At 67.9% G+C, this 14873-nt stretch carries 13 protein-coding genes; 7 read left to right on the forward strand and 6 right to left on the reverse strand.

What is annotated here, in order from left to right:
• The first annotated feature begins 32 nt into the window (after window positions 1-32).
• The 4 genes from LHA26_RS00440 to LHA26_RS00455 all read left to right on the forward strand — a co-directional run bounded on the left by LHA26_RS00440 (window position 33) and on the right by LHA26_RS00455 (window position 5467).
• A complete protein-coding gene (locus LHA26_RS00440) occupies window positions 33-1172 on the forward strand; it encodes a bifunctional 2-C-methyl-D-erythritol 4-phosphate cytidylyltransferase/2-C-methyl-D-erythritol 2,4-cyclodiphosphate synthase (protein ID WP_252166794.1) in 1140 nt (379 codons plus the stop codon).
• On the forward strand, window positions 1169-1681 hold the full coding sequence (locus LHA26_RS00445) for a hypothetical protein (RefSeq protein ID WP_252166795.1): 513 nt from the start codon (window positions 1169-1171) through the stop codon (window positions 1679-1681). The genes LHA26_RS00440 and LHA26_RS00445 overlap by 4 nt, the downstream gene beginning before the upstream one ends.
• Entirely contained in the window at window positions 1678-2193 is a 516-nt protein-coding gene (locus LHA26_RS00450) for a CinA family protein (protein ID WP_252166796.1), read from the forward strand. Before LHA26_RS00445 ends, LHA26_RS00450 begins: the two co-directional genes overlap by 4 nt.
• A gap of 409 nt (window positions 2194-2602) precedes the next feature.
• Window positions 2603-5467 (forward strand): TonB-dependent receptor, encoded by a 2865-nt coding sequence (locus LHA26_RS00455; RefSeq protein WP_252166797.1) that lies wholly within the window; start codon window positions 2603-2605, stop codon window positions 5465-5467.
• Between the two features lie 32 nt (window positions 5468-5499).
• Here LHA26_RS00455 and LHA26_RS00460 read toward each other — a convergent pair whose 3' ends face one another.
• The gene (locus tag LHA26_RS00460; protein WP_252166798.1) at window positions 5500-5931 is read right to left on the reverse strand and encodes a type II toxin-antitoxin system RatA family toxin; all 432 of its coding nucleotides are present in this window, start codon (window positions 5929-5931) and stop codon (window positions 5500-5502) included.
• Window positions 5932-5936: 5 nt separating this feature from the next.
• Window positions 5937-6869 carry a lipoyl synthase gene (gene lipA / locus LHA26_RS00465; protein WP_252166799.1) on the reverse strand — a complete coding sequence of 311 codons (933 nt, stop codon included), beginning with the start codon at window positions 6867-6869 and terminating at the stop codon, window positions 5937-5939.
• 67 nt (window positions 6870-6936) lie between these two features.
• On the opposite strand from lipA, the gene LHA26_RS00470 reads away from it, so the two are divergent.
• Entirely contained in the window at window positions 6937-7569 is a 633-nt protein-coding gene (locus LHA26_RS00470) for a carbonic anhydrase (RefSeq protein WP_252166800.1), read from the forward strand.
• Window positions 7570-7637: 68 nt separating this feature from the next.
• Complete coding sequence (locus LHA26_RS00475; RefSeq protein WP_252166801.1) at window positions 7638-8057, forward strand: hypothetical protein; 420 nt, start codon at window positions 7638-7640, stop codon at window positions 8055-8057.
• 69 nt (window positions 8058-8126) lie between these two features.
• On the opposite strand, the gene ettA is transcribed toward LHA26_RS00475, so the two are convergent.
• From ettA to LHA26_RS00490, 3 genes are all read right to left on the reverse strand, one after another.
• Window positions 8127-9806, reverse strand: coding sequence for an energy-dependent translational throttle protein EttA (gene ettA, locus LHA26_RS00480; protein WP_252166802.1), 1680 nt, complete (start codon window positions 9804-9806; stop codon window positions 8127-8129).
• A 105-nt stretch (window positions 9807-9911) separates the two neighbouring features.
• Window positions 9912-11174, reverse strand: coding sequence for a glycoside hydrolase family 130 protein (locus tag LHA26_RS00485; protein WP_252168435.1), 1263 nt, complete (start codon window positions 11172-11174; stop codon window positions 9912-9914).
• A 68-nt stretch (window positions 11175-11242) separates the two neighbouring features.
• The gene (locus tag LHA26_RS00490; RefSeq protein WP_252166803.1) at window positions 11243-13519 is read right to left on the reverse strand and encodes a glycosyltransferase family 4 protein; all 2277 of its coding nucleotides are present in this window, start codon (window positions 13517-13519) and stop codon (window positions 11243-11245) included.
• 278 nt (window positions 13520-13797) lie between these two features.
• Between LHA26_RS00490 and LHA26_RS00495 the strand changes: the two genes are divergently transcribed.
• A complete protein-coding gene (locus LHA26_RS00495; protein ID WP_252166804.1) occupies window positions 13798-14073 on the forward strand; it encodes a hypothetical protein in 276 nt (91 codons plus the stop codon).
• Window positions 14074-14196: 123 nt separating this feature from the next.
• Here LHA26_RS00495 and LHA26_RS00500 read toward each other — a convergent pair whose 3' ends face one another.
• Complete coding sequence (locus tag LHA26_RS00500) at window positions 14197-14751, reverse strand: putative adhesin (RefSeq protein ID WP_252166805.1); 555 nt, start codon at window positions 14749-14751, stop codon at window positions 14197-14199.
• Window positions 14752-14873 lie beyond the last annotated feature (122 nt).

Raw genomic sequence — 14873 nt, forward strand, 5'->3', positions numbered from 1 at the left:
GCGCGCGCGCGGGAGCGCTAAGGCGCCGGCCAATGACCGACCTTCGCATCGCCGCCCTGATCGTCGCCGGCGGCACCGGCGCCCGCTTCGGGGGCAGCCCCAAACAATATCGTCCGCTCGGCGGCCGCTCCGTCATCGCCCATGGCTTTGACGGCTTCGCCGGCCTGCCCGTGCATCTGGTCGTCGGCGCCGGGCAGGAGGACGCGCTGCGCGCCGCGCTCGGCGATCGCGTGCCCGCCAGCATCAGCACCGGCGGCGCCACCCGCCGCGCCTCGGTGCGCGCGGGGCTGGAAGCGATCGCGGCGGCGGGCGGCGCCGATCTGGTGCTGATCCACGATGCCGCGCGCCCCGGCCTTCCCGCCGCGGTGCGCGCGCGGCTGATCGCGGCGCTCGCCACCGCCGAGGCCGCCATCCCGGTGCTGCCCGTGGTCGATACGCTGGTGCGCGTCGCCGCCGGCCAGGCGGGCGATACCGTGCCGCGCGAGGGGCTTGGCCGGGTTCAGACGCCGCAGGCCTTTCACTTTCCCGCGATCCTCGCCGCGCATCGCGCTTGGTCCGGCGCGGACGAACCCACCGATGACGCGCAGGTCGCCCGTGCCGCCGGCCTCGCCGTCCAGATCGTCGAAGGAGACGCTGCCTTGGAAAAGATCACCCACGAGGCCGATCTCGCCGCCGCCGCCGCCCGGCTGCTGGTGCCGCGCGTTGGCATCGGCTATGATGTCCATGCCTTCGATGCGGGGGATCATGTCATGCTGTGCGGCGTGCGCGTACCCCATGATCGCGCGCTGGCCGGGCATAGCGACGCCGATGTCGGCCTCCACGCCATCACCGACGCGCTGCTCGGCACGATCGCGGACGGCGATATCGGCAGCCATTTTCCGCCGTCCGACCCGCGCTGGAAAGGCGCGGAGAGCGGCCAGTTCCTCAGCCATGCCGCCGGCCTGGTGCGCGCCGCCGGCGGCGTGATCGATCATGTCGACTGCACCATCATCTGCGAGGCGCCCAAGGTCGGCCCGCACCGCGACGCGATGCGCGCGCGCGTGGCGGCGCTGCTCGATCTGCCGATCGGCCGGGTCAGCATCAAGGCCACCACCACCGAGCGGCTCGGCTTCACCGGGCGCCAGGAAGGCATGGCGGCGCAGGCGATCGCGAGCGTCAGGCTGCCGGCATGAGACGCGCCTGGCTGCTTGCCGGGCTCCTCGCCGCGGCCGGCGCCCAGGCGCGCGCCGCCTGTCTCGGCCCGGACGAGCAGCGCATCCTGTTCAGCCTCGCTCTGCCCGACGCGATCGAGGCGCTGGCCAAGCGCTGCGGCCCGGTGCTGGGCCGCGACGCCTTCCTGCCGCGCCAGGGGGCGGCGCTGGCGGCGCGCTACCGGCGCGAGGCGCCGGCCGATCCCGCACGCGCGCGCAAGGCGATCGAGGCCGCGACCGGGCAGGATTTCTCCTTTCTCGCCGATGACGACAGCGTCACCGCGCTCGCCGCGCAATTCGTGGAGAAGGCGGTGGAACGCCATGTCGCCACCAAGGATTGCGCGACCGTGGACGGGCTGATCGGCCTGGCCGCGCCGCTGCGCGCCGACGCCATGGCCGAGGCCTTGCTGCTCGGCCTGCAGCTGTCCGGCTCCGAAACCATAGCGGGCGTGCCCCTGTGCCGCCCGGATCAAGAGGGTTCCCGTCCATGAGCGACAATCTTCCCGATGCGCTGACCGCGCTTGCCACCCGTGTCGTCGAGGAAAATCGCGATGCCGGGCTGCGTATCGCGGTGGCGGAAAGCTGCACCGGCGGCCTGGTCGCCGCCGCGATCACCGAGGTGGCCGGCTGCTCGGCCGTGTTCGAGGGCGGCTTCGTCAGCTATTCGAACCAGTTCAAGCAGCAGCACCTGCATGTCGCCGGCGATGTGCTGGAAACCTTCGGCGCCGTGTCGGTCGCCACCGCCTGGGCGATGGCGCAGGGCGTGCTCGCCGTGACCGACGCGGACGTGGCGGTGGCGATCACCGGCATCGCCGGGCCGGGCGGCGGCAGCGAGAAGAAGCCCGTCGGCACCGTCGTCTTCGCCCGCGCGACGCGCGACGGCGATCCGGACGAGGTGGTGGCCGATCTGCGCGAATTCGGCGATCTCGGCCGCGCCGCCATTCGCCGGCAGGCCGCGCTCTGCGCGCTGGAACTGCTGCTGCCCCCGCACCCGCAGGGCTGACGCGCCCCCTCTCCGCCGAGTCGCGGCCGGATCGGTTGGTCCGGCCGGGGGGGGAGTCGCGCGTCCCGCGAAACCGGCGCCGGAGCAAAAAGCGCATGTTCCAGAGCCGCTTCGGCCTGGCCGCAGCAAAGATCTTCTATAATAAAAGTGCCACAGTGTTGACTCATTCCGAGTCATACGCATTCTATCCTCCATCGGCTTATGAGGAGTCGCCGTAAGGCGCCCCGTTTGCGAAGTATTTTGGGGGGTTCGTCTCACAATGCGGAAAATGGGATCGACGCGGCGTGCCGCGGCGGGCAGATGCCTAGTGACTCTACTTGGCGCTTGCTCAGTGTTTTCACTAGTATCTCTTCCCCTCACGCCCGCCTGTGCGCAGGATTTCCAGTACGTTACTGCCAGCGGCCAGATCATGGGGCCTTCGGGCGAAACCATCGCTGGGGCGGAGGTGCGCGTCCGGTCCGAGGCCCAGGGATTCACGCGCGTCACCGTGACACGGAGCGACGGCAGCTATTCCATCAACAGCCTGCCGCCGGGGCGCTACACGGTGACCGTCACCGCCCCGGGCTTTCAGCCGCTGCAACGCGCCGGCGTGGATCTTTCCAGCGGACAAAGCGCCAACAGCTTCCGCCTCGCCGCGCTCGAGGGCCAGGGACAGGCCATTCTCGTCACCGCCGGGCGGCGTCAGGTGCTGGATTTCACGAGCACGGCGACCGGCGCCGCGCTCGAGATAAGCGATCTGTCGCGCCGGTTGCCGCTCGGCCGAAGCCTCACCGACGCGATCCTGCTCGCGCCGGGCACCACCCCCGGCGACAGCGCCTTCGGCAACCTGGCGAGTGTGACGGGTTCGTCCGTCTCGGAAAATCAATTCTACGTAAACGGCCTGAACATCACCAGCTTCCACAAGGGCCTGGGATCAGCGACCGTACCATATGACTTCTACCAGACGGTCGATGTGCGCAATGGCGGCTATTCGGCGGAGTTCGGCCGCGCCACGGGCGGCCTCACCATCGCCACCACCAAGTCCGGCTCGAACCGCTGGCACGCCGGCAGCATCTTCACCATCGAGCCGGACTTCGTGAACGCGCTGGCGCCCAACACCTACGCTGCCGACAACGACGCCTATAAGTCGGAGCATTTCGAGGCCTATTTCTACGGCTCGGGTCCGATCATCAAGGATCGCCTGTTCTTCTACGCCTTTGCCAATCCGCGCGACGTGCGCAGCGGCGGCGGCAGCCTCGCGGCGAACAGCTATTACGAAGGCGTCGGCAAGGTCACCTTCTGGGGCGGCAAGATCGACGCCATCCCATTAGACGGGCACCGGCTCGAATTCACCTATTTCGATACCAGCGGTCCCGGGCGCAGTTCCAGCCGGCGCTATGATCCGAACACCAATGCGCTGGGCGCGATCACCAGCCGCCGCACCAGCGACGGCATCGGCCGCAATTTCGTCGGCCGATACACGGCGGCGCTCAGCCACTGGCTCAGCCTGTCCGGCGCCTATGGCGAATCGAAGCAGGGCGGCACGTCGATGCCCACCAATCTCCTGCCGCCGGTGACGGACCAACGCTCGGGCACGGCGCGCACCATCGGCAATCCCGATGCCGGCATCGCCAGCGCGATCCAGCACCGGCGCTTCTACCGTTTCGATGGCGATCTCGATTTCAGCCTGCTCGGCCATCATCATGTACGGGCCGGCTTGGATCATGAGGACCTGGACGTGACGGTACGCGGCGAGGTGACGGGCGGCGCCTCCTGGACCTATTACAAGGCCGGCGAGAAAAACCGCTACGCACCGCGCGGCACCGAATTTGCGGCGGGGCGCGTCTACACCAATAATGGTCGCTTCCGCACCGTGAACCAGGCCTTCTATGTCGAGGACAGCTGGTCGATGCTACACGACCGCGTGACGCTTCGGCTCGGCCTGCGCGACGACCGGTTCGAAAACCGCAACGTGGCCGGAAAGACGTTCTACACATCCGGCGATCAATTTGGGCCGCGCATCGGCCTGACGGTCGATCCCTTCGGCGACAAGCGCACCAAGCTCTACGCGACCTTCAGCCGCTTCTTCCTGCCCATCCCCACCAACACCAATGCCCGATTGGCCGGAGCCGAGCTGGACTATACGCGCTGTTACGCACTGGCCGGCGTCAATGCCGACGGCACCCCGATCCTTGGCGATCCGCTTGCGTTCAGCGGCGCGCGGGCGGATTGCCCGGGCAGCACCGCGCGCAATTGCCGGCTCATCGGCGATGGCTCGCCCAAGCCGACCGAGGCCGTGGTCAGCCAGTCGCTCAAGCCCCAGTCGGTCGACGAGTTCATCGTCGGCGCCGAACATCGGCTGGATCAGCATCTGCGGCTCGGCCTCTACGCCACCTATCGCACGCTCAACCGATCGCTCGAGGATGCCGCGATCGATCTGGCGGTGCTGCGCTACTGCACGCGGAACGGGATCGAAGGGTGCGACGATATCTGGTCGGGCTTCCACCAATATGTGCTGCTCAACCCCGGCTCCGACGCGCGCATCACCCTGTCCAATCCGATCGCCGGCGAGAGCGGGCTTCGCACCGTCGATTTCTCCGCCGGCGATCTCGGCTATCCCAAGGCCAAGCGTACCTATTTCGGCGTCACCGCGACGCTCGACCGCGATTGGGACGGACGGTTCGAGCTGCACGGCTCCTATGTCTGGTCCAAGAACAAGGGCAATATCGAAGGCGGCGTCAAATCGGACAATGGCCAGACCGATTCCGGCCTGACCGAGGATTTCGACCAGCCCGGCCTGACCAACGGCTCCTATGGCTATCTGCCCAACGACAGGCGGCACGTCTTCAAACTATACGGCGCCTACCAGCTGCTTCCCAAGTTCCGGCTCGGCTTCGACTTTTCCGCCTCCTCGCCGCGACGCTTCGGCTGTATCGGGCTGGTGCCGGACGAGGTCGATCCGTTCGCCAACGCCTATGGCGCCGCCGGCCGCTATTGCCGCCTCGCCAACGGCCAGCTCGACGCCAAGAATCCCGTCGTGCTGGTTCCGCGCGCCACCGCCTTCAAGAGCGACTGGGTAACGCGCTTGGATGCCTCGCTGACCTTCCTGCCGCGCCCCAAGAACGAGGACCTGGCTGTCCAGATCAGCGTGTTCAACCTGTTCAACCAGCACGCCGTGGTCACCCGCAGCGAATATGGCAGCGACGGCTCGGGCGAACCGACCCGCACCTATCGCCTCCCCACCGAATATCAGAGCCCGCGCTCCGCCCGCTTGACCGTGAGGCTCGGTTTCTAGCCCGGATCGGCGCTCGGCTGACCGCGCCGCCGTCAGCCGTAGAGCGCGGCGGCGCGGGTTTCGAAGGCGCCGATCATCTTGCGCAGCGCGCGATCGAAGACCTGCCCGGCGATCATTTCGAACAGCCGGGACTTGAACGCGAAATCGACCGTGAAATCGACCAGCGTGCCGCCCTCGCCATCGGGCCTGAAGCCCCATTCGTTGCGCAGATACTGGAGCGGCCCGTCGAGATAATCGACATGGATGCGCTCCGGTCGCGCCTTGGTGACGCGCGAGGTGAAGCGCTCGCTGATCCCCTTGAAGCCGACGACGAGATCGGCGACCATCTCGCTCGGCCCGTCCTCGCGCACGCGCACCGCCGCCACCCAGGGCAGAAATTCGCCATAGCGGCCGACATCGGCGACGAGATCGAACATCTGCTCCGGGCTGTAGGGCAGCCGGCGCGTTTCCGAATGACGCGGCATGACGATCAGGCCGGCGTGGCGATGCGTCCGAGCTTCGCGTCCCGCGCCGCCCGCAGCCGCGCGAAATCGTCGCCCGCATGATAGCTGGAGCGGGTGAGCGGCGTCGCCGAGACGAGCAGGAAGCCCTTGGCGCGCGCGATCGCGGCATAGGCGGCAAAGGCCTGGGGCGTGGTGAACTCGGCCACCTTGGCGTGGCGCGGCGTCGGCTGGAGATATTGCCCCATGGTCAGGAAATCGATGTCCGCCGAGCGCATATCGTCCATCACCTGATGGACTTCGAGCCGCTCCTCGCCAAGCCCCGTCATCAGGCCGGACTTGGTGAAGATCGAGGGATCGTGGCGCTTCACGCTCTCCAGCAGCCGCAGCGAGGCGTAATAGCGCGCGCCGGGGCGGATGGTGGGGTAGAGCCGCGGCACCGTCTCGAGATTGTGGTTGTACACGTCCGGACGCGCGGCGACGATCGCCTCCACCGCCGCCTGCGCCTTGTTGCGGAAATCGGGCGTCAGAATTTCGATGGTGGTGTCCGGCGTGGTCCGGCGCAGCGCCTCGATCACCTTCACGAACTGGTGCGCGCCGCCATCGGGCAGATCGTCGCGATCCACCGAGGTGATGACGATGTGGCTCAGCCCCATCTCGGCCGCGGCATCCGCGACATGCTGCGGCTCGAGCGGATCGACCGCGCGCGGCATGCCCGTCTTCACATTGCAGAAGGCGCAGGCGCGCGTGCAGGTATCGCCCAGGATCATCACCGTCGCGTGCTTCTTGGTCCAGCACTCGCCGATATTCGGGCAGGCGGCCTCCTCGCACACGGTGGCCAGGTTGAGACGGCGCATCAGCTGGCGCGTCTCGGCGAAGCCGGCGGAGGTGGGCGCCTTCACCCGGATCCAGTCGGGCTTGCGGAGGCGCGGAGGACGCGGGGTGGCGGCCATGTCGTTCATGGGGTGCGACATAGCGATTGCGCGCGCCACTTGCCAGCCCCGGCCGCAAGCCGGTAGCAGTGCGGGCATGACGGCACTTGATCCCCTGCTCCAAGGCTATCGGCGTTTCCGCGCGGAGGGTTGGGCGCACCAGCGCGAGCGCTGGACCAGCCTCGCCGAAGGCCAGTCCCCGCGCCTGCTGGTGATCGCCTGCTCGGACAGCCGAGTCGATCCGGCGGTGATCTTCGATGTGTCGCCGGGCGAGATCTTCGTGGTGCGCAACGTCGCCAATCTCGTGCCGCCGTTCGAGACGGATCCGTCGCGCCACGGCGTGTCGGCGGCGGTGGAATATGCCGTCACCCAGCTCAAGGTGGATGGCATCGTCGTCATCGGCCATGAATTCTGCGGCGGCTGCCAGGCCGCGATGACCCGCGCCTTCGAGGGCGCGCCCAATGGCGAGGGCGGCTTCGTCCGCCACTGGGTCGACATGCTGGACGAGGCGCGCGATCGCGTGGTCGCCGAACATGGCGAGGGCGATGCCGCGCTGCGCGCGCTGGAGCGCGAGGCGGTGCGGGTCAGCCTCGCCAATCTCCGCAGCTTCCCCTTCGTGGCCGCCGCCGAACAGGCCGGCACGCTGACGCTGACGGGCGCCTGGTTCGCGATCCGCGACGGGCTGCTGCGCATCCTGGACGAGCAGAGCGGCCGCTTCGAGACGGTGTAGCCGCGCGGGAACCGCGCCGCCGCGAGAATAGTTTCGCAGGCCATTGTTTCCGATCAGGAGGAATGGACATGCGCGCCCGCGCCCTCGTCGCTTTGGCCGCCGCCGCTCTGCCGCTGGCGGCGCTCTCGGCCCAGACCGACCCCAACCAGCCGGCCAATGACGGCTCCGCCGCGGCCTCGGCCTCGGTCCCGCCCGGCCAGGTGGCGCCCGGCACCGATCCCGGCACGGCCGCGGCCAATGCCGCGATCGCCGGCAATATCAGCGCGGTGAAGACGGTGAACGCCAATGCCCGCACGCAATATGCGGCCGATCTCGCCGCCTATGACGCCTCGCTGCGCGCCCATGGCCGGCAGGTGGTGCAGAATGCCCGGCAGCGCCGCGCCTATGCCGAGGCCATGGCGCAGTGGCGGATGCAGGTCGCGGCCTGCCAGGATGGCCGCCGCCCCGCCTGCGACGCGCCGGCGCCCGATCCCAGCGCCTTCTACTGATCGCGTCGGCGGCGATCGACGACCCCGCCGCCGGCCGCCCCTGACGGGACGGGCCGGCGGCGGCGTCGCTCAGCGCGTCAGCCGCTTATAGGCGCCCCGGCCCGGCCGGTCTGCCTCGTCGCCCAGGCGGCGGCGCTTGTCTTCCTCATAGGCCTCGAAATTGCCCTCGAACCATTCGACATGCCCGTCGCCCTCGAAGGCGAGGATGTGGGTGGCGAGGCGATCGAGGAAGAAGCGATCGTGGCTGATGACCACGGCGCAGCCCGCGAAGCTTTCCAGCGCCTCCTCGAGCGCGCGCAGCGTCTCGACGTCGAGATCGTTGGTCGGCTCGTCGAGCAGCAGCACATTGCCGCCCTTGGCCAGCATCTTGGCCATATGGACGCGGTTGCGCTCACCGCCCGAGAGCTGGCCGACCTTCTTCTGCTGGTCGACCCCCTTGAAGTTGAAGGCGCCGACATAGGCGCGCGTCGCCACCTCATGCTTGCCGAAATAGAAGCGCTCGTTGCCGCCCGACACCTCCTCCCACACATTGTGGTTGGGGTTGAGCGCATCGCGCGACTGGTCGACATAGCCGAGCCGCACCGTCTCGCCGATCTTCACCTCGCCCTGATCCGGCTGTTCCTGCCCGGTAATGAGCTTGAACAGCGTCGATTTGCCGGCGCCGTTGGGCCCGATCACGCCGACGATGCCGCCCGGCGGCAGGGTGAAGGAGAGATCGCGGAACAGCTGCTTGCCATCGAAGCCCTTGGACAGGCTCTTCACCTCGATGACATTGCCGCCGAGCCGCTCGGGCACCTGGATGAGGATCTGCGCCTTGCCCGGCCCGCGCTCGGCCTGGCGTTCCACCAGCTCGTCAAAGGCGCGGATACGGGCCTTGCTCTTGGTCTGGCGGGCCTTGGGCGATTGGCGGATCCAGTCCAGCTCCTCGCGAATGGCCTTCTGCCTTCCCTCCTCCTCGCGCTCCTCCTGCGACATGCGCTTGGCCTTGGCCTCGAGGAAGCCCGAATAATTGGTGTTGTAGGTGTAGTAGCGGCCGCGATCCAGCTCGAGCACCCAGGTCACCACATTGTCGAGGAAGTAGCGATCGTGGGTGACGAGGATGACGTTGCCGGGATAGTCGATCAGGTGCCGCTCCAGCCAGGCGACGCTCTCGGCATCGAGATGGTTGGTGGGCTCGTCGAGCAGCAGGATGTCGGGCTTTTCGAGCAGCAGCCGGGTCAGCGCCACGCGGCGCCGCTCGCCGCCCGAAAGATTTTCGACCGCCCAGTCGCCCGGCGGACAGCGCAGCGCCTCCATGGCGATCTCGAGCTGGTTGTCGAGCGTCCAGCCATCGACCGCGTCGATCTTCTCCTGGAGCTGGCCCATCTCCTCCATGAGCGCGTCGAAATCGGTATCGTCCTTGGGATCGGCCATTTCGGCGGAGATGGCGTTGAAGCGATCGACCAGGTCGGCGACCGGGCGGACGCCGTCCATCACATTCTGCTTCACCGTCTTGGTGGCGTCGAGATGCGGCTCCTGCGGCAGATAGCCGACGGTGACGCCCTCGGCCGCCCACGCCTCGCCCTGGAATTCCTTGTCGATGCCGGCCATGATCTTCATCAGCGTCGACTTGCCGGTGCCGTTGACGCCGATGATGGCGATCTTGGTGCCCGGCAGGAATTGCAGGCTGATATTGTTGAGCACCGGCTTGGGGGCGCCGGGAAAGGTCTTCGTCAGGCCCTTCATGACGAAGCTATATTGGACGGCCATGCGCGCGCGCTTCCTGCAGATCGGAGGTTGGGATCGTTGCAGGCTATCTAGCGAGGGCAAAGCGGAATGCAAATGCACCGCCGCCCGCCCCGTCGCCGCGCGCGCTCACACCATGGCGGCGAGCAGCTCCTTGATCGGCACGAAACCGAAGCCGACCGCCGAATCGGCGATGCCATAGGGCATGAAGATCAGCTCGCCATGGCGCAGCGCGCCGCAGGTATAGACCACGTTCGGCACATAGCCCTCGCGATCCTCGGCGGCGGCGGCGACCAGCGGCTCGGCGGTGCGGGCCAGCACGCGGCTGGGATCCTCCTTGTCGAGCAGGATCGCGCCGATCGAATATTTGCGCATCGCGCCGACGCCATGGGTGAGCAGCAGCCAGCCCTCGTCCAGCTCGATCGGCGATCCGCAATTGCCGATCTGCACCATTTCCCAGGGGTAGCGCGGCGTCATCAGCAGCTCGCCCTCGCCCCAGCTGGTGAGATCGTCCGAGCGGATGAGGAAGAGATTCTCGCCGTCCTGGCGACCGGCCATGGCGTAGCGGCCGCCCACGCGCCGCGGGAAGAGCGCCATGCCCTTGTTCCGCGCGGCGGGCCCCGCCAGCGGCGCCATCTGGAAGCTGCGGAAATCGCGCGTGCGGATCAGCTCCGACCGGATCTCCGCGCCATTATAGGCGGTATAGGTGCCGAGCCACTCGACGCTGCCATCGTCATGCGTAAACTCGACCAGCCGCAGATCCTCGAGTCCCTTGGATTGGGCCGAGGTCATCGGGAAGATCACCGTGCCCGAAAGCGTCGAATCGCGATGGCGGTGCACCTCGATCGCGCCATTCTCCAGCTCGCGCGCGCTGTCGGCGGCGGTGGCGAAGGGCGGCTCGGGCGCCAGCTCGAAAAAGGTGCCGGGCGAGAGAATGCCCTCGCGGAAGGCGATCGAGCTGATATGCCCCTCGCCCACCGTCCGCAGCGACATGATGATCCGCGAGGAGCCCGGCGACAGGCCCGACTGGTCCGGGTGCCGGACGATCGACGGATTCATGATCGCCGCCGCCGCATAGCTATATTCGTTGCAGAAGAAGGCGCCGATCAGCTGCTGCTTGGTATCGGAGATGGCGTCTCCGTCCAGCGTCAGCGCCCGCGCCATCTGGGCGTAGCGGGTCTTGAACACGTCGCGCGTCTGCCAGTGCCGCGCCTCGAAATCCTTGAGGACCATGGACAGCTCGCGCGCCGCCTCGGCCTCGTCGAGGGCGAGCACGCCGTCGACGATCCGCCGCGGCCGGCTGGGCCGGCCATTCTGGCTCTCCACCGGAATCTGAAAGGGGCGCACGACAACCCGCGAAGCGTCCGCCTGAAGGCGCAACGGCCAATGCATTACCAGATCGAGCACGATCCCTCCCGAAAACCCGTGCCAGGCTCTACCGGCCTCCTGCCGCAGCCGCGTCAGGAGGCAAGCAGGTCCGCGGGTGTGAAGCCGCCGTTCCTGCCGGCCTTTTCCGCCATTTCGCGCATCGCGCAACAGGCAAATTGGAAGGCGAGCACCGACTCGGCGCCCTGGTTGAGATTGACCCGATCCGCCATCAGCCCGTCGAAGCAGCCGCCATCGGCGGGGATGCCGATCGGCAGGCCGAGATCGTTGGCGCCCAGATACCAGTCATAGGCCCGCCGCGCCGAGGCCGCCCAGCGCGGATCGCCGGTGAGATCCAGCGCCGTGCGCGCCGCCTCGATCGTCGCCCAGGCCTCGAGCGGCTGCTGGTCGAAGGGCAGCGGATCCTGGTGCGCGCGGCCGAAACTGTCCGTGCCCACCGCGCGGAACTGGCCGAGCGGGTTCACCTGCCGCGTTTCCAGCCAGCTCAGCGTCTCCAGCCCCGCCGCCACCATCTCGGGCGCGCCCAGGCGATCGCCGGCGCGCAGCAGTGCCTGGGGGAGCCGGGCATTGTCATAGGCCAGCACCGATTCGAACCAGCGCCAGTCCGGCCGCGCGGCGGCGCGATAATCGGCGAGCAGGCGCGCCGCCCCGTCGCGCAGCAGCGTCGTGGCCAGGTTGTGCGCGGGATGCGCATCCAGCATCGCGTCGCAGCCCAGGATCACGAAGGCGATGGTGCGCGGGCTGGCGAGCGACCGGACATGCGGCGCCACCTGGTCGAACAGGTGCGACGCCCAGATCTTCAGATCGGTGCGCCGCGCGTTGCGCGCGGTATCGCCCAGCGACCAGAGCGAGCGGCCGAAACTATCCTCCGACCCCTCGCTTTCCAGCCAGCCGCGATCATAGCCCATGAAGTTGCGGAACCGCCCGCGCGCGCCGTTCCAGGCATGCTGGACAAAGGCCGCGTAGATCGTCGCCAGCGCGTCCGCGCGCGACGCCTGCGCGCCGGTGATGCGGTGCATCAGCATCAGCGCCCGGCAATTATCGTCCACGCAATAGCCATGATTGCGATCGGGCACGGCGAAGATGGAATGCTGGATGATGCCGCAGCCGTCGCTCAGCCGCTCGACCCCGGTGAGATCGGGGCCGACCGGTTCGATCGCCGTCAGCCGATCGACGGGAAACAGGCGCGCCGGTTGTGATCCCAGCGCCTCCTCGAACAAGGCGACATAGGCGCGGGCGAATTCCGACCATACCATGGTCCGGCCGACAGCCCAGGCCGCCTCGCCCATGCGCAGGCGCCGCTCGGGATGATCCAGAAGATCCACCAGCGCGCGCGCGAAGCCGATCGAATCGCCGAACGGCACCAGCCGTCCCATCGCCGGGTCGAGCAGCTCCACCGCATGCCAATAGGGCGTGGACACGACCGGCCGCCCCATCGCCACCGCATAGGAGAGCGTGCCCGAGGTGATCTGCGCCTCGTTGAGATAGGGCGTAACGTAGATGTCGGTCGCGGCCAAATAGTCGAGCAGCGTTTCCTGCTCGGTATAGGCGTTGATGAAGCGCACATTGTCGCTCACGCCCAGCTCCTCGGCCAGCGCCATCAGCCGCTCGCGATAGGCCTCGCCCTCATGCGCCACGAGATGCGGATGCGTGGCGCCCAGCACCACATAGAGCGTCTCGGGATGCGCCGCGACGATCGCCGGCAGCGCCCGGATCATCGTCTCCAGCCCCTTGTTGGGCGACAAGAGGCCAAAGGTGAGCAGCACCTTGCGCCCGTCGAAGCCGAACAGCGCCTTTTCGCGCACGCCGTCGCTCAGCGGGCGGTCGGGCACGCCATGCGGCACCACCGCGATATGCTCCGCCGCGATGCCGTGCACCGCCATCAGCAGCTCGCGGCCCTTCTCCGCCATCACCACCAGCTTGGCCGCGCGGCGGGCGAGCGCCTCCATCACGCGGCGCTGGTCAGCATTGGGCTGTTCCAGCACCGTGTGGAGCGTCACCACCACCGGCGCGGTGACGCGATCGAGCAGCTTGAGCAGATGGCCGCCGGCATCGCCGCCATAGATGCCATATTCGTGCTGCACGCAGACGATGTCGGCGCCGCTGGTGTTGATGCGATGCGCGGCGGCGGCATAATCGGCCAGCGCGTCCTGGCCGATCTCGCACACCACCGTCGACGGATAGTCGTAGCGGTTGCCGCGATCGTTCATCGCGTAGACGTCCACCGCCAGGTCCGGAAAGGCATCACTGAAGCCTTCGCGGAAATGCTCGGTGAAGGTGGCGATGCCGCATAGCCGCGGCGGGCTGTTGCCAATCAGGGCAATTCGGCGCAGCGCGCGAGACGAAGCCATGTCGAAGTCCCTCTATGTTCCGCCGGCACCGGATCGGGACGCATACCCGCAGGAAGGCGCCCGCCGGCCGGGTTCAATATGGTAATGCTCTATCCCATGTGAAAGTTGCGGATGCTGCGATGCGAACCGACGCGGCCGCTCGTTTCGGCCCCGGGGAGTCGGTGAACCGAGGACGCCGGCCCGTTTTTCCCGTTGACCGTTACCGCGCCCGCGTTATGCCAACCGCCAGGGGACGGCAGCTGCCGCGACCCCATGTGAGAATATAGGGAGCTGCCCGCATGAAGAAGTTCGCTTTCGTCCTCGCCGCTGCTGGCCTGATGAGCGTCGCCGCCTGCAACAAGTCGCCGCAGGCCGAGGCTGTCGAGAATGCGGGCGACAACGCCGCCGCCGCGCTCGACAATGCCGGTGACAATCTCTCGGCCGCTGCCGACAACGCCACCAACGAGCAGACCGAGGCCGCGCTCGACAACGCCGCCGACAACGCGCACGCCGCGGCCGACAATGTGAAGGACACGGCCGAGAACAAGGCCGACGCGATCGACTCCAAGAAGTGATCGCGCGCGCCCGCCGCGAGGCGGGCGCCCGGAAGAAGCGCCGCCTCCTGCCCGGAGCGGCGCTTTTTTCATGCCCGGTGCGCGCCGGCGGTCGAGCGACGGGCCGCCCGGCGGCGCCCCGCGTCAGGGAATGAAACGGGCGCGATATTCCTTGGGCTTGCCCAGCGAAAAGGCGCGGTCGCGGCAGAAATAGCAGATGAACTCGCTGTAGCGCAGCCCCTGTGCGGCGAGCAGCCGGAAGAGATCGGCGATCGTCTTGTCGCGCTGCAGCAGATCGAATCGATGGCGCACGGTGACGACATCGGTACCCTGCGCGCGCATCAGCCCGCTGTCGAGCGCCGCCAGCCGATCATAACTGTCCTCGAAGATCATGCCATTGGCCGTGCGGCGGCCGCCCGGCTTCTGGAACTTCGAGAGATTGTAGTTTTCTATGGTCGCGCCGCCGCGTTCATAGGTCTGCACATTGCTGTAGTGGAAATATTCGACACAGGGTTCGACCAGCAGCGAATAGTGGCGTGGCCCGAGAAAAGTGACCCCGGCGCCGAAGGGCACCGGCACCTGGGATCGCCCGAAGGTCTGCGCGCCATGCGCCGAGATCAGCAGCATGGGATTGACGCCGATCTGCCCCGCCGGATGCCAGATATAGAAATGATCGCCAAGTTCGGTGCGCTGCGCCATGCTCATCCTCACGCGGAAAAGCGCCTCCTGTCCGCCCGCGATGACGGGAGCATGTCGCCGGCGTTGCAGGCGTAACGCAGCTCGGATCGCCTCCCGCCCGAGGGCGGCGCGACCCGGGTAAG

This window comes from Sphingomonas morindae, from assembly GCF_023822065.1.
Taxonomy (GTDB): Bacteria; Pseudomonadota; Alphaproteobacteria; order Sphingomonadales; family Sphingomonadaceae; genus Solisphingomonas; species Solisphingomonas morindae.

Excerpts from the sequence above, each read along its gene's own strand:
- LHA26_RS00440 (WP_252166794.1), top strand. The coding sequence starts at position 33 with ATGACCGACCTTCGCATCGCCGCCCTGATCGTCGCCGGCGGCACCGGC.
- LHA26_RS00445 (WP_252166795.1), top strand. The coding sequence starts at position 1,169 with ATGAGACGCGCCTGGCTGCTTGCCGGGCTCCTCGCCGCGGCCGGCGCC.
- LHA26_RS00450 (WP_252166796.1), top strand. The coding sequence starts at position 1,678 with ATGAGCGACAATCTTCCCGATGCGCTGACCGCGCTTGCCACCCGTGTC.
- LHA26_RS00455 (WP_252166797.1), top strand. The coding sequence starts at position 2,603 with ATGGGGCCTTCGGGCGAAACCATCGCTGGGGCGGAGGTGCGCGTCCGG.
- LHA26_RS00460 (WP_252166798.1), bottom strand. The coding sequence starts at position 5,931 with ATGCCGCGTCATTCGGAAACGCGCCGGCTGCCCTACAGCCCGGAGCAG.
- lipA (WP_252166799.1), bottom strand. The coding sequence starts at position 6,869 with ATGAACGACATGGCCGCCACCCCGCGTCCTCCGCGCCTCCGCAAGCCC.
- LHA26_RS00470 (WP_252166800.1), top strand. The coding sequence starts at position 6,937 with ATGACGGCACTTGATCCCCTGCTCCAAGGCTATCGGCGTTTCCGCGCG.
- LHA26_RS00475 (WP_252166801.1), top strand. The coding sequence starts at position 7,638 with ATGCGCGCCCGCGCCCTCGTCGCTTTGGCCGCCGCCGCTCTGCCGCTG.
- ettA (WP_252166802.1), bottom strand. The coding sequence starts at position 9,806 with ATGGCCGTCCAATATAGCTTCGTCATGAAGGGCCTGACGAAGACCTTT.
- LHA26_RS00485 (WP_252168435.1), bottom strand. The coding sequence starts at position 11,174 with ATGCATTGGCCGTTGCGCCTTCAGGCGGACGCTTCGCGGGTTGTCGTG.
- LHA26_RS00490 (WP_252166803.1), bottom strand. The coding sequence starts at position 13,519 with ATGGCTTCGTCTCGCGCGCTGCGCCGAATTGCCCTGATTGGCAACAGC.
- LHA26_RS00495 (WP_252166804.1), top strand. The coding sequence starts at position 13,798 with ATGAAGAAGTTCGCTTTCGTCCTCGCCGCTGCTGGCCTGATGAGCGTC.
- LHA26_RS00500 (WP_252166805.1), bottom strand. The coding sequence starts at position 14,751 with ATGGCGCAGCGCACCGAACTTGGCGATCATTTCTATATCTGGCATCCG.